10 protein-coding genes are annotated in these 14,658 nt (G+C 62.7%); 6 read left to right on the top strand and 4 right to left on the bottom strand.

Annotation, left to right across the window (positions count from 1 at the left end):
* Positions 1 to 273 precede the first annotated feature (273 nt).
* The 5 genes from gtfA to ilvC all read left to right on the top strand — a co-directional run bounded on the left by gtfA (position 274) and on the right by ilvC (position 8,525).
* On the top strand, positions 274 to 1,791 hold the full coding sequence (gene gtfA, locus PG2093B_RS00590; RefSeq protein ID WP_129896835.1) for a sucrose phosphorylase: 1,518 nt from the start codon (positions 274 to 276) through the stop codon (positions 1,789 to 1,791).
* A gap of 50 nt (positions 1,792 to 1,841) precedes the next feature.
* Positions 1,842 to 3,443, top strand: a complete 1,602-nt coding sequence (locus tag PG2093B_RS00595) for an MFS transporter (RefSeq protein WP_129896691.1) — start codon at positions 1,842 to 1,844, stop codon at positions 3,441 to 3,443.
* A 341-nt stretch (positions 3,444 to 3,784) separates the two neighbouring features.
* Positions 3,785 to 5,356, top strand: a complete 1,572-nt coding sequence (locus tag PG2093B_RS00600) for an MFS transporter (RefSeq protein ID WP_129896692.1) — start codon at positions 3,785 to 3,787, stop codon at positions 5,354 to 5,356.
* A gap of 337 nt (positions 5,357 to 5,693) precedes the next feature.
* The gene (locus tag PG2093B_RS00605; protein WP_242502758.1) at positions 5,694 to 7,067 is read left to right on the top strand and encodes an MFS transporter; all 1,374 of its coding nucleotides are present in this window, start codon (positions 5,694 to 5,696) and stop codon (positions 7,065 to 7,067) included.
* 357 nt (positions 7,068 to 7,424) lie between these two features.
* The gene (ilvC, locus tag PG2093B_RS00610) at positions 7,425 to 8,525 is read left to right on the top strand and encodes a ketol-acid reductoisomerase (RefSeq protein ID WP_129896693.1); all 1,101 of its coding nucleotides are present in this window, start codon (positions 7,425 to 7,427) and stop codon (positions 8,523 to 8,525) included.
* Between the two features lie 320 nt (positions 8,526 to 8,845).
* Here ilvC and PG2093B_RS00615 read toward each other — a convergent pair whose 3' ends face one another.
* Complete coding sequence (locus PG2093B_RS00615; protein ID WP_165369659.1) at positions 8,846 to 9,844, bottom strand: ATP-binding protein; 999 nt, start codon at positions 9,842 to 9,844, stop codon at positions 8,846 to 8,848.
* 400 nt (positions 9,845 to 10,244) lie between these two features.
* Between PG2093B_RS00615 and PG2093B_RS00620 the strand changes: the two genes are divergently transcribed.
* Positions 10,245 to 11,498 (top strand): MFS transporter, encoded by a 1,254-nt coding sequence (locus PG2093B_RS00620; RefSeq protein ID WP_129896695.1) that lies wholly within the window; start codon positions 10,245 to 10,247, stop codon positions 11,496 to 11,498.
* A 17-nt stretch (positions 11,499 to 11,515) separates the two neighbouring features.
* Here PG2093B_RS00620 and nagA read toward each other — a convergent pair whose 3' ends face one another.
* From nagA to PG2093B_RS00635, 3 genes are read right to left on the bottom strand one after another with little or no spacing between them, the layout of a single operon-like run.
* The gene (gene nagA / locus PG2093B_RS00625) at positions 11,516 to 12,766 is read right to left on the bottom strand and encodes an N-acetylglucosamine-6-phosphate deacetylase (protein WP_129896837.1); all 1,251 of its coding nucleotides are present in this window, start codon (positions 12,764 to 12,766) and stop codon (positions 11,516 to 11,518) included.
* A 29-nt stretch (positions 12,767 to 12,795) separates the two neighbouring features.
* On the bottom strand, positions 12,796 to 13,584 hold the full coding sequence (nagB, locus tag PG2093B_RS00630) for a glucosamine-6-phosphate deaminase (protein WP_129896696.1): 789 nt from the start codon (positions 13,582 to 13,584) through the stop codon (positions 12,796 to 12,798).
* 45 nt (positions 13,585 to 13,629) lie between these two features.
* A complete protein-coding gene (locus PG2093B_RS00635; protein ID WP_129896697.1) occupies positions 13,630 to 14,586 on the bottom strand; it encodes a dihydrodipicolinate synthase family protein in 957 nt (318 codons plus the stop codon).
* Positions 14,587 to 14,658 lie beyond the last annotated feature (72 nt).

Genomic DNA, 14,658 nt, shown 5'->3' on the forward strand with positions numbered 1-14,658 from the left:
ATCATTTCGGACACACGAAATGGCCAGGCGCCATAATGACCGGACACATCATGAACACCCCGACACGCCAATCGGCAGAAGGCTTCAGCTCAGATTAGAGACACATCTTTTGGCGTATAACCCTGATAATCGTTATCGAACCGGTTCGATACGGTGCGTATGCAGCTCACCGAATGCAAGCGCATCTGTGCTGAACCAGCTCCCGGGCTACCGGACCGTTTGATCCCAACGGCGTGATTGATCGACCATAACCGACTCGACGAGGAGGAACTCGTGAAGAACAAAGTGCAGCTCATCACCTATGCGGACCGACTGGGCGATGGCAATCTCGCATCCCTGACCGACATCCTGCGCACACGTTTCGCCGGTGTATACGAAGGCGTGCATATCCTGCCGTTCTTCACGCCGTTCGACGGCGCCGACGCCGGCTTCGACCCCATCGACCACACGAACGTGGACCCGCGCCTCGGCGACTGGGATGACATCGCCGAACTTTCCAAGACGCACGACATCATGGTCGATGCGATCGTCAACCACATGAGCTGGCAGTCGCGCCAGTTCCAGGACGTGCTCAAGCGTGGCGAGGAATCCGAGTATTACCCGATGTTCCTGACGATGAGCTCGGTGTTCCCGGACGGCGCGACCGAAGAGGAGCTCGCCGGGATCTACCGCCCGCGTCCGGGCCTGCCGTTCACCCACTACACCTTCGCTGGCAAGACGCGTCTGGTGTGGGTCACGTTCACGCCGCAGCAGGTGGACATCGACACCGACTCCGCCGAAGGCTGGGCGTATCTGATGTCGATCTTCGACCAGATGGGCGCATCGCACGTCAAGTACATCCGCCTTGACGCCGTGGGCTACGGCGCGAAAGAGGCCGGCACGAGCTGCTTCATGACCCCCAAGACCTTCGCGCTGATCTCCCGTTTGCGCGAGGAGGCCGCCAAGCGCGGGCTCGAGATCCTCATCGAGGTGCACTCGTACTACAAGAAGCAGGTGGAGATCGCCGCGAAGGTGGACCGCGTCTACGACTTCGCGCTGCCCCCGCTGCTGCTGCATTCGCTGTTCACCGGCCGTGTGGACGCGCTCGCGCACTGGACCGAGATCCGCCCGAACAACGCCGTCACTGTGCTGGACGCGCACGACGGCATCGGTGTCATCGACATCGGCTCCGACCAGCTCGACCGCTCGCTCAAGGGCCTTGTTCCCGACGAGGACGTGGACAACATGGTCGAGACGATCGCGAAGAACACGCACGGCGAGTCGAAGGCCGCGACCGGCGCTGCCGCATCGAACCTCGACCTGTACCAGGTGAATTCCACGTATTATTCCGCGCTCGGCTGCAACGACCAGCACTACATCGCCGCGCGCGCCGTGCAGTTCTTCCTCCCCGGCGTGCCGCAGGTGTACTACGTCGGCGCGCTCGCCGGCGTCAACGACATGGAGCTGCTCAAGCGCACCAACGTCGGCCGCGACATCAACCGCCACTACTACACGACCGCGGAGATCGACGCGAACCTCGGGCGCCCCGTGGTGCGCGCGCTCAACATGCTTGCGAAGTTCCGCAATGAGCTGCCTGCGTTCAACGGCGACTTCGACTACGCCGTCGACGGCGAGACGATGCGTTTCACGTGGAACGGTGGGGTGACATCCGCCACCCTGAGCTTCACGCCGTCGCAGGGCATGGGCGCAGACAACACGCAGCCCGTGGCCGCGCTCGCGTGGGCAGACGCCGCCGGCGAGCACACGAGCGACGATCTGATCGCGAATCCGCCTGTGGTGCACATGGACTGAACGCCGCAGCATTCCAGCAATTCCAGCGATGAGCCAGAAAAGAGCAGATCATGGTTGACGAACAAGGCGCCGGCGGCAAGCCGGGTTCCAACGGGTACATCCGTCCGGGCATCGACGACCGGCCCGACTTCGACAAAGCGTTGAGTCGGGAAGACAAGGAGAACATCGCGCGTCTGACCGCGCCGATGCCGAAGAAGCGTGCCGCCGAAAGCACCGTGGACGACGAGCAGGTGCAGGGCACGAAACTCGCGACCGATTCGCAGGCCGCCGGCTCCGGCATGGCCGCACTCGCCGCCGTCGACACCGCGGTACCCGACGAGGCTTCCGCGTTCATGGACATGCGCGACCCGATGGTCTCCGCGGACGGCCACCGGCCGACGAAGACGGAGATCGTGCGCCTCGGCATCGGCTTCACCGTATCTGCCGTCGCATGCGCGATCCCGTGGGTCGCGCTGAGCACGGTCATCCTGCCGCGCGTGTTCGAGCAGCTCGACGCCGGCAGCAAGGTGTTCATGCTCGGCCTCGTCAATTCGATCGGCGCGTTCGTCGCGCTCGTCGCGAACATCGTCTTCGGCACGCTCTCCGACCAGACGCGCTCGCGCTTCGGCAAGCGCACGCCGTGGATCGTGCTCGGCGGGCTCATCACCGGCCTGAGCATCGGCGCGATCGCGTTCGCGCGCTCGGAAGCGCTCATCGTGACGCTGTGGTGCCTCGCGCAGATGGGCTACAACATGATGCTTGCGCCATACGTCGCCGTGATGTCCGACCGCGTGCCCGACAAAGTCCGCGGCACGATCTCCGGGTTCTACGGCGCGGGCATCGCCGTCGGCCAGACGCTCGGCTCGGTCGTCGGCGCCGCGTTCCTCACCCGCGGCAACGCCGGCATATTCCAGGCGTGGATGATGGGCTTCGGCATCTTCGCGCTCGTCGGTATCTTCGTCGTGGTCGTGTGGCCGCGCGAACGCTCGAGCAAATTCGAAGAGCAGGGCGAGGCGCTCAGTGCGCGCAGCATTCTGCGCAACTTCCGCCCGCCGCGCAACGCGCCCGACTTCTATTACGCGCTCGTGGGCCGCACGCTGATGATGGGCGGCTACTGGATGATCACGACGTACCAGCTGTACATCGCACAGGACTACATCTATGCGGGCGATCCAAAGGCGACCGACAAGGCCGCCGCGATCATCGCGACGATGGGTGTCATCACGCTCGTCGTCTCGCTCATCGCCGCCGTCACGGCCGGGCCGATCACCGACCGCATCGGCCGGCGCAAGCTGCCGATCGCGCTCGCGAGCTGCCTGTTCGCCGTCGGTGCCGCCATGCCGCTGCTGTTCCGCTCGCCGATGGGCATGTATCTGTTCGCGGCGATCGCGGGCCTCGGGTACGGCGTCTACAACGCGATCGACCAGGCGCTCAACGTGGCCGTGCTGCCCAATCCGAAGGAGGCGGGCAAGGATCTGGGCATCCTCAACCTCGCGAACACGCTTTCCACGGTCATCGGCACGATGATGACGTCGATCGTCGTCTCGGTCGCGAAGTTCGTGATGCATTCATCCGGCACTCCTACTGCGGCCTATGCATGGGTGTTCGTCGTCGCGATCGTCATCGTGCTCATCGCCGCCGCACTCATCATGCGCATCCGCAACGTCAAGTGATTGCCGGGGTGGGGCCGGCATGTGATTCGGCTAGCTCCCCGATGCCTTCCTCTCTACGGGGGTACCTCTTCGCTACGGGTAGTGCCCTTTCTGCTACGGGTAGTGCTTTTTCGGATAAAGGCCACATATAATCGTTGGAACATAGCGGTTTTTAGGGGCAGGTAGACCGGAAAAGCACTACCCGTAGCGAGGGAAGTACTACCCGTAACAAAAACAGACACGATGATCATACCGGCGATGAACTCAGCAGAATGGGGGAGTTCCCCATTCCTGTCCCATACACAATGCGCGGTGGGCGGCAACGGCTGCGCGCACCGTACAGTGCGGCTATCGTTGTCTGTATGAACGATCAGTCACCGCAACAGAACCCAAACGAGCCCGAGCGCCCTGCGCCGCGCCCGTTCCCGAACTCCGACTACGTGCGTCCGGGCATCGACGACCGCCCCGATCTGGACAAGGCGCTCACCGCCGAAGACAAACGGGCCGTCGCGCGCTTGGCCGTGCGCCAGAAGCCGAAGACGCCGCCCGCCGCAGCCGACCAGCCGGAAGTGCAGGCCGCCGCGATGGGTGTCACCGCGCCCGTCGGTGGTGCGGACGAGCCTGTGCCAGACCTCGAGTCCGCGTTCCTCGACATGCGCGACCCGATGGTGGACGCCAACGGCGACCGCCCCACAAAACCCCAGATCCTGCGCATGAAGATCGGCTTCGCGTGCACGGCGTTCTTCCTTGCGTTCGCGCTCGCCGCGCTTAACATCACGCTTGTTCCGCAGGAGCTCGACGCGCTGAGCGGCCCGGTGGGTGGTGCCATCGGGCTCGCCTGGGTGCTCGGTGTGGGCATCCTGTGCTCATTCGTCGCCACGATCTTCTTCCTGCCGCTGTCCGACCACACGCGCACGCCATTCGGCAGGCGCGCGCCGTGGTTCGCCGGCGGCACGATCCTCTCCGTCATCTTCGCGTTCTCGCTGGGCGCGTGCCATGCGCCGGTCGCCGTCGGCATCGTCTGGGCGATCATGCAGATCGGCATCGCCGCCACGCTGTGTTCACTGCACGCGTCGCTCGGCGAGCGCGTCCCCGACAAATTCCGCGACGCCGTGGGCCGGTGGCGCACGATCGGCCTGCTCGCGGGCCTCGTGTGCGGCATCTGGCTCGGCGTGCTCATGGCGCATAATCCGGCCGCGGGCATGGATCTGTGCGCAATCGGCCTGCTCATTGCGGGCATTGTGGGCCTGTTCGTCATACCGCGCGAATCGTCGACGGTCTATTCGCGCGCCAGGCCGATGACGAACGACGATCTGCTCGTGACGCTGCGCGTGCCGCACCCGACGCGCACATGGCGCATGATCTGCTTCACGCGCTTGTTCGCATCGGCTGGTGCTGTGCTTGACATCGCGTTCGTTTGGTTCGTCGTACGCTATTTGCGCGGCGCCGACGCTGGTCTCGATGTGCGCGCCACCATGGTCATGGTTGCGCTCATGGGTCTGCTGGCGTGCGCGATGGCGCTTCTGGGTGAAGGTGTCGCCGACCTCATCCGTTCGTCAACAGACAACGATTATCTCGTGCTCGGCTTGGGCGTTGTGCTGTCCATCGTGGCGGCGGTCGTACCGCTCGTCAGCTATACCACCATCGGATTGTATGTGTTTGCGGGCGTCGGCGGATTTGCCGTGCACATGATTGATGACTCACTGCAAGCTATCGCCATCTCCTCGGTGCCGCAGCTCGACCGCACGGCCGGCTACCTCGCCGTGTTCAACTCGAGTGCGACGCTCGGGCGTCTGCTCGGCGTTGCGGCCGGCGGATTCGTTTTCGCCTATGCGGCCACGTTCTCGAGCGTCTTCCTGTGGGCGGCGGTCGCGTTCGCGCTCGCTGGGGTATGTGCGGCTGTGGCGATTGCCTCGTCACGCAAGCGGGGATGATGTGACTGCCTGACCGCCGAGCCGCCCGTATTGCAGATGAAGTTGTCTCGCTATGTGGATAAACGAGGATGATGCAGGGTGGCTCGGCGTAGGTTCGGTGCCAACGTGATGACCACGCAGGATACACGAAAGGAGGCTCGTCATGGCCGGTAATGCACGACTGCAGATTGTACGAATTATTATCTCGCCATCGGCGAGCTGATTCGTATATCCGAACACAGCCCCGCCGATGGTGGCGGGGATGGATCGTGAACTACCTCGGACCCCGCCATGTGTGCGGGGTTTTTGCGTTTGTGCCCCAATCCATGAACGCAGGCACACTACCAGGAGGTTTTTCATGACCGCAGTCGAAACAGAGGCGGAATCCGCCGCAGCCACATTCGCCCGGCCGGCGTCGCGCGCAGCACGCTCGTCGGTGGGCACGATCATCGCCGCATCCATGGTGGGCACGACGATTGAATTCTACGATTTCTACGCGTACGGCACCGCCGCGGCGAACTATTTCCCGCACGTGTTCTTCTCCGACACCACGAACCCGACCGTCGCGCTGCTGCTCTCGCTCGTCACCTTCGCCGTCGCGTTCCTCGCGCGGCCGGTCGGTTCGCTCATCTTCGGGCATTTCGGCGATTCGATCGGGCGCAAGGCGACGCTCGTCGTCTCGCTCATGACGATGGGCGTCGCGACGTTCCTCATCGGCTGCCTGCCCGGTTACGACGCGTGGGGCGTGTGGGCCGTGCTCGCGCTGTGCGTGTGCCGCTTCGTGCAGGGTATCGGCCTTGGCGGTGAATGGTCGGGCGCGGCGCTCGTCGCGACCGAAAACGCGCCGGCGGACAAGCGCGCGCTGTACGGCTCGTTCCCGGAGCTGGGCGCGCCGATCGGATTCTTCCTGTGCAACGGCACATACGTGCTGCTCGAGATGTTCAATGACGACGCGGCGATGCTCGCGTGGGGGTGGCGCGTGCCGTTCCTGTTGTCGTCTCTGCTCGTGGTCGTCGGTCTGCTTGTGCGTGTGCACATGGAGGAGACGCCCGCGTTCCGGGCCGCGCAGCAGGGCCAGCGTGTCGTCAAGGCGCCGGCCGTCGAGGTGTTCCGCACGAGCTGGCGGCAGGTGCTGCAGGCCACGTTCCTCGTGGCCGTCACCTACACGCTGTTCTACACGCTCGCCACATGGTCGCTCGCATGGGCCACGAAAAGCGACGCACAGGGCGGCGGCGGACTCGGCTTCTCCACCAAGGAGTACATGACGATGCTCATGGTCTCCGTATGTGTGTTCGCGGTGTTCATCGTGCTCTCGTGCGTCTTCGCGGACCGGCTGGGCCGCCGGCGCGTGATTATCGGTTCGTCGGTCGCGCTGCTCGTCTTCGCCGCAGTGTTCCCATTGCTGATGAACCGCAATGTCGTCGGCGTGCACAACACCGCCGCCGCGATGCTGTTCCTGTGTATCGGCTTCGCGCTCATGGGCATCGCGTTCGGGCCGATCGGGGCGCTGCTGCCGGAACTGTTCAGCGTCAACGTGCGCTACACCGGCTCCGGCATCGGCTACAACCTCGCGGCGATCGTGGGCGCGGCGTTCGTGCCGTCGGTCGCCACCTGGCTCTCGTCGCATTGGGGTGTCGGCTCGGTCGGCCTCTATCTGGGTGTCATGGCGCTGTGCTGCCTTGTGGCGATCCTGACGTGCCATGAGACGAGGGACGTGGATTACATGCAGTGATCCGCTCCATGCGTTCGGTATGTGCAAGTGATGGGGAGGAGGTGCGTTGCGGCGTCATGAACCGCAGGGTAAGCGTCCACCATGTGGACATGACATCTTGCTGATGTAAGACAAACGGAGCCGGGTGTGCGCCATTTTTCACAAGGAAATGTGTGCATCTCGAAAAGAAAGCGCCGGGGGTATCCAAAAGATGGACTCGGGGCCGAAGCGCTTGGATATTTCAGTAATATGAGGATTCAGTTTTGGAGGCAAAAGCTCCAACACAGTGGGAAACTCGCGTACACGAATCGCCGTTCCGAACCACGGGGCGCGGTTCATGTAACAGACCAATACACACAAGCATCGCGGCAGGCTAAGATGCCCGCGCTGCAGAAAACAAACAAAGGAGTGCCAAACATGGCAGCACAGATCTGGTACGAAGACGACGGCGATCTTTCGGTTCTCGATGGCAAGAAGGTCGCGATCATCGGTTACGGCTCGCAGGGCCACGCGCACGCGCTCAACCTGCGTGACTCCGGTGTGGACGTCGTTGTCGGCCTGCGCCCGAACTCGAAGTCCGTGGAATTCGCCAAGGAGCAGGGGCTGGAAGTCAAGAGCGTTCCGGAAGCCGCTGCCGAGGCCGATGTGATCATGATCCTGGCTCCTGACCAGTATCAGAAGGGCATCTGGGAGAACGACATCGAGCCGAACATCAAGGAAGGCGCCGCCCTGGCCTTCGCCCACGGCTTCAACATCCACTACGGCTACATCAAGCCGTCCGAGGACCACCCGGTCTTCATGGTCGCCCCGAAGGGCCCGGGCCACATCGTCCGCCGCGAGTATGCGGCCGGCCGCGGCGTCCCGGTCGTGACCGCCGTTGAGCAGGATCCGCGTGGCGACGGCTGGGATCTGGCCCTCGCGTACGCCAAGGCCATCGGTGCCCTGCGCGCCGGCGCCATCAAGACCACCTTCAAGGAGGAGACCGAGACCGATCTCTTCGGTGAGCAGAACGTGCTCCTCGGTGGCGTCAACAAGCTCGTCGAGATGGGCTTCGAGGTCCTCACCGACGCCGGCTACCAGCCGGAGATCGCCTACTTCGAGGTCTGCCACGAGCTCAAGATGATCGTGGACCTCATGAACGAAGGCGGCCTGAACAAGGATCGTTGGAGCTGCTCCGACACCGCCCAGTACGGCGATTATGTCAACACCGTGATCGACGAGCACGCCCGCGAGCGCATGCAGTACCACCTGCAGCGCATCCAGGACGGCTCCTTCGCCCAGGAGTTCATGGACGACCAGGCCGCTGGCGCCCCGAAGTTCAAGCAGCTTCAGGAAGAGTACTCGAACGTCCGTATCGAGGAAGTCGGCCCGAAGCTCCGCGCGATGTTCTCCTGGAACAACGAAGCCGCGAAGGACGCCGATGAGGCCAACTCCTTCACCGGCAAGATCGCCCGCGCCCAGGTCCAGGACGCTGAGTGATTGTGGCCCGGCCCCAACCGGCCGGGTAGCCTGACTTAGGTTTCAAGGTGGGGGTGCACAACAACCGTTGTGCACCCCACCTTTGTGTTGGGAGGTATGCGTAGTTCGACCTTTGGCGCTACGGGTTGGGCAGTGGTTTTTTCTGAAACAATGCAAGCAATGCAGAAGTCTGTCATGCACGGCGAGTTCGGTTATGAGAACCGTTTGGGAATACTTGAGGTTCATCGTGCTCAGCGGTTTTGAGGACGAGTTTCGTCTGAAAGTCTCTGAGATTTGTCACGTAGAGGCGGATGATGCGTGACTTTCGTCTTTCTTGGGAGCTAGTTGAGGGTCCTGCCGGAATCCTCGATATTGCGTGACATCTGGTACATCGCGGCATGGGATTGCAGGAATTCGCGCAGATAGGGCATCTTGAAATCCACTTTGCCGTAGTCGGTGGCGGTGATGTAATCCTCGCGAATCAGTCGGTCGCGATACACGTTGGCATACTGCGGTGTTTTCCCGAGTCGTTTGGCAATGCCTGATTCGCAGTCTTCCATCGAAATGAAATCCTCATGGCCGTTCACCACTGATTGCCGCCAGGCCCAATACCCTACAAGTTGGATCATGAACGGGTAGCCGTGGGTTGCTCGGGCCAGCGCGTTCAGAACGTCATAGCTGGCGTTTTTGCCGCCGGCAGACAGTGTCGTTTCGAATGCTTCCCGCACATCTTCGATGGGTACGTCTTGCAACTGGTACCGTTCAGCACGCCTAGGGAATGTCAGCACGCTGTCGTTCACCACATCATCCACCATGTGGGGCACGCCTGCAAAGATCACCGCGATGTTGCGCTTCTCTTCAATCAGATGTTGGATTGCCATGGCGAATGAACGCAATTGGGGGAGCGGCGTGCCTTCGCCCACCTCATCCAAGGTGATGAGCACACCTTGTTGTGATTCGTCCATGGCATCCAAAACGCGGCCGATGGCCTGCCTGAGGTCGGTCGATCCCTGATTCCGCTCGATCTGCACTCCACCGAGACCGATGTTCGTTTGTATGCCGGGCAGTGGGGATTCGAGCGCGACGGAAGGCAGGGTATAGGAAACAACGTGAGTGTTCTGCTTGGGCTGCAGCAGTTTGATGATCTCCGGGACAAAATCGCCTTCGGCTGTGGCGTTCACCACGTTCCATTGCAGACTCCTCGCCACATCGCTCAGGGCATTGAGCATGACGGTCTTCCCCACACCACGCGCACCCGTGATGAAGGAAAGGCGCCCAGGGGCTCCGGAGCCGTCTTCGATGGCGAACTGGAAATCTTCGATGTACTGTTTGCGGCCCACGAGTACCGGTGGTTCGCTGCCGGCTGTCGGTTTGAACGGGTTGGGTATGGAAAATCACCGCTCCTGCAGCGTTACGGTACAAAAATTATAACAACTATAACAAGTATAACAGCGCCCTGTTTTGGCAAGTGCCACAGAAGCTGCTATATTGGTGCTCCATGTGTGGAAGAGCCATGATGGCGAAGGTTGCAGCGGATATTCCCTGCGCGCGTTGATGCGCATCCTCTGCCTTCCGTGGTCCGGTGATCCGGACGACCAAATCAACAAACCATATGCGGCGCAGCCGGTCGGCTGACATCTGCCGCGGCATGCCATCACTTCGTTTTTTATGCAGCGTCCGTAATCTCGGACGTCGCCCGCATGCGCGCAGACGGCCGCTTCACTGAGAAAGTGAGCCATCATGACACACCATCCCTACTTGCAGTCTTGGCACATGCGCGTCGCACTGCTGCTCGCCGGCCAAGCGCTCTCGCTCGTCGGGTCGAGCATCGTGCAGTACGCGGTTTTCTGGTATCTCGTCATGCAGACCGACTCGGGCGTCACGATGACGGTCGCGATGCTCTGCGCATGCGTGCCGCAGGCCGTCGTCTCGCTGTTCGGTGGCGCGTGGGCGGACCGCTGGAACAAAAAGGCGCTCATCATCCTGCCCGACGCGCTCATCGCCGTTGTCACCGTGGTACTGTCTGTCTCGATCGCGCGCGGTGCCGCCGGGCTCGCGCTGTTCTTCGTCGTGCTTGCGGTTCGTTCGGCCGGTGCGGGCGTGCAGACGCCGGCCGTGCAGTCGTTCATTCCGCAGATCACGCCGGAGGAGAAACTGCTGCGGGTGAACTCGATCAACGGCACGATCCAGTCGGTCAATATGATTGCCGCGCCCGCGATCGCCGCCGTGTTCATCAACATCATGCCGCTATGGGCGATCCTGTACGTCGATGTGACGACGGCAGTGGTGGGCATCGCGTTCGTCGCGCTGATCCGCGTGGCGCGCGAAGGCGAATCGGGCACCACGCCCGCCGTCTCCGTGTTCGCCGACATGCGCACCGGCCTGCGGCATGCGTGGCGTTATCCGCGCATCCGCAGTGTGCTCATCGCGTATGCGTTCGTCTGCTTCATCAACATCGCGCCGATGAACCTCACGTTGATTCTGATGAACCGCGGATTCAACGGCCAGCGGCTCGACCTCGGCTTCACCGTGCTATCGACCGCGGCAGACAAGCTCGCGGCGAACGAGATGGCGTGGAGCATCGGCATGGTCGTCGGCGGCGCGCTGCTTGCCGCGTTCGGCGCGCACGTCTTCCGCAACAACATGGTGCTGCTCGCGTGTGCGTTCATCGGCATGGGCGTGTGCACCGCCGGGCTCGGGCTGTCGCCAACGCTGCTCGTGTATCTGTGCGTCGATTTTCTTGTGGGATTGTGCACATCGCTCGGTTCGTCGCCGACGTTCACGCTGCTGCAGCAGGAGAGCACGCCCGACATGCGCGGGCGTGTGTTCGGTCTGCTCACCACGTTCTCCGGTTTCGGCACGCCTCTCGGCATGCTCGTGTTCGGTCCGCTCGCTGATGTGATCGACGTGCGCGTGATTTTCGTGCTGGGTGGTGTGCTGACGGTCCCGTTCGGCGTGTGGCTGCTGCGGGTCGACAGGCGGCCTGCTGCATAGCGGCTAGATATGAGGCGTCAGGACGGCATGATTCGCCCGGCACACCACACGCGCTCGACGTGCCAGGTCTGGGGATTGGACAACAGCAGGTCGGCGGCGAATCCGGGGGCGACCAACCCAAGCGGGTCCTTCGTAATGGGATTGGGCATATGGAATCCAAAGGCTTTCGCCGGAGCGAGCGTGGCCGCTTCAACCGCGTCCTGAGGGCTGATGCCCAAGCGGTTGATGGCATGTGCCACAGCCTCTTCAAGCACGAGTGTGGATCCGGCGATGGCGTTGTTGCTGACGAGTCGCGCGTGGCCGTCCACCACATTGACGTCCAGCGCGCCCAGTTTGTAATGGCCATCGGGGCAATCGGTGGCGGCCATGGCGTCGGTGACGAGCGCGATGCGGTGAGGCGCCAGTTCAAAGGCGAGCCGCAGCATGGGATCCTGCACATGGAACCCATCGGCGATGAGTTCGATGGTGACGCGGCGGTCTTCCACAACCGCGGGGATCGGACCAGGTTCGCGGTGATGGAGGCCGTTCATCGCGTTGAACATATGCGTCATCAAGCCGGCGCCGGCATCGATGGCCTTGCATGCTGTGGCGTAGTCGGCGTCACAATGGCCGATGGCGGGCACCACGCCCGAGGCACGGAGCATGCGGATGGCTTCCATGCCATGGGGCCGTTCGGGCGCGATGGTGATCTGCCGCATCGACCCATCGGCCGCATCGAGCAGTGTGCGCACGGATTCCGGCACTGGGTCGCATAGACAATTCGGGTCGTGCGCGCCCTTGCGTGCCAGTGCCAAGAATGGCCCCTCTAGATGCGATCCCAGAATGTCGGGGCGTGTGTCCATCGACTCCCGCACCACACGGATGTTCCGGGCCATCACATCGAGTGGATTGGTGATGAGGCTCAATATCTGACGCGTCGTGCCGTGGGCCATGTGGCAGGCGCGCGCGATGCTGATTGCCTCCGCGCCATCATCGAACGCGACGCCCCAACCGCCGTGGGCGTGGGTATCGAGATATCCGGGAGTCAGGTTGCGCCCCTTGGCGTCGATGATGCCGTGCTCATCGACGCCAAAGCGGGCGCACGCCGACGCCAATTCGTCGGTGGACGTGCCGGTCGCCGCGATGGTCTCGCCGTCCGCCACCACCCATCCATGTTCCCGTACACCGCGCGCATCGACCACACGCGCATTGCGTATGGCAAACGGCTGCGGCTCTCGCATAAGGGAATTCGTGACTGACTGTGCGGTGGCGACGTGGTTCGCGTTCATGATGACCTCTTGCTTGGATTGTTGGCGGTTCAGATGCCCTGCCACGCCGGCTTGTGTTCGTAGGCGTAGCGGTAGTAGTCCTTGTTGCGCAGTTTCGATGCGGCCTTCTCGTCGACGATCACGGTCGCGTGTGGATGCAATTGCAATGCGCTCGCCGGGCAGAACGCCGAGACACCGCCTTCCACGGTTTCGGCGATGGCCTCGGCTTTGCCGCTGCCGAACGCGAGCAGTACCAGGTGCCGTGCTTTCATGATCGTGCCGATGCCCTGCGTGATGCAGTGTGTGGGCACTTGGTCGATGTCGTTGTCGAAGAAGCGGGCGTTGTCTTCGCGTGTCTGCTGGGTGAGTGTTTTGATGCGCGTGCCCGACGCGAGCGATGAGCCTGGTTCGTTGAATCCGATGTGCCCGTCGGTGCCGATGCCGAGGATCTGCACGTCGACGCCGCCCGCCGCCTTGATCATGCGGTCGTATTCGTACCCTGCCTCACGGATCGTGCTGAGGGCCCCATTGGGCACATGCACCAAGTCGGGCGTGAGTCCCAGTGGTTCCACTACCGTGCGCGTGATGGTGGAACGGTATGACTGCGGATGGCTCGGGTCGAGCCCCGCGTACTCATCAAGCGCAAATCCACGCACGTGAGACACATCGAGATGGTCGTTCTTCACCTCGTGCGCCAAGGCCTGATAGGCGGCCAACGGGCTCGAACCAGTAGCCAATCCCAGCACGCAGTCGGGTTTGGAGTGGATCAGATCCGCCACGCACTGCGCGTAGATGCGCCCCGCGGCCTCTTCGTTGTTCACAATAATGACTTCAGCCATGTTGCATTACTCTCCTGTGTTCTTGTGGTTGGCGGTACTGTGCGCTCACTGTGTGGAGAGCGTGACTTCCTCGGGCGTGCGCACGGGCGTAAGTCCGCATTCACGCAGCACGGCATCGATTGCCTCGACGTTCGCGCCTTGCAGTGGGGCGACCGGGTTCGGCATCTGGTTCGTGTCGAAGACCCCGAGCAGTGCCATTGCCGTCTTGAACGCGCCCACACCGGCGCCGAAGCCCGAAACGCCGTTCGTCACGGTGACAATGCGCATAAGCGCGGCCAGCTTGTCTTGCTCCTCGCGCACCGTCTTCCAATCGCCGGCTTCGGCGGCCTTCCACATGCGCACATACCCCGTGCACTCCACGTTGCCCAAGCCCGGCACGCTGCCGTCCGCCCCGGCCATGTAGGCGCCGTCGACGACCACCTCTTGGCCGGTGAGCACGGTGAGCGGGTGGCCGGCCTTGCGGTTGTCGTCACACAGGAACCTGAACGCCACATCGTCGTTCGACGAATCCTTGACGCCGGCGAGCACGCCGTCGAGCCCGAGCTTGATGAGCAGGTCCCCCGGAAGCTTCACGTGCACGCACACGGGGATGTCGTAGGCGAACAACGGCAAATCAACGGCTTCGTGGATCAGGCGGAAGTGACGCTCGATTTCGGGCAGGCCGCCGAGCGCATAGAACGGCGCTGTCGCCACAATCGCGTCGGCGCCCAGTTCCTGCGCGACTTTCGCATGCTCGATCACGCGGTTCGTCTCGGTGTCGATGCATCCCACAAGCACCGGCACGCGGTGGTCCACAGCGGCAATCGCTGTTTCGATGATTTCCCGACGCCGTTCGTCGGTGCTGAACGCGACCTCGCCCGACGAACCGAGGAAGAAGAGCCCGTCGACGCCTGCGTCGATGAGACGGTTGATGGAACGTGTGAAGCTCTCGCGATCGAGCTTCTGATCGGCGGTGAGCGGTGTGACGACCGGCGGGATGACGCCACGGAACTGCTGGTTCATGATATTCTCCTTGTTTTGATGCATGCCGGCGATGGGCATATGCGAAACACAAATGGATAGATGGATTGCGGA

The organism is Bifidobacterium pseudolongum subsp. globosum (assembly GCF_004155535.1).
GTDB lineage: Bacteria > Actinomycetota > Actinomycetes > Actinomycetales > Bifidobacteriaceae > Bifidobacterium > Bifidobacterium pseudolongum_C.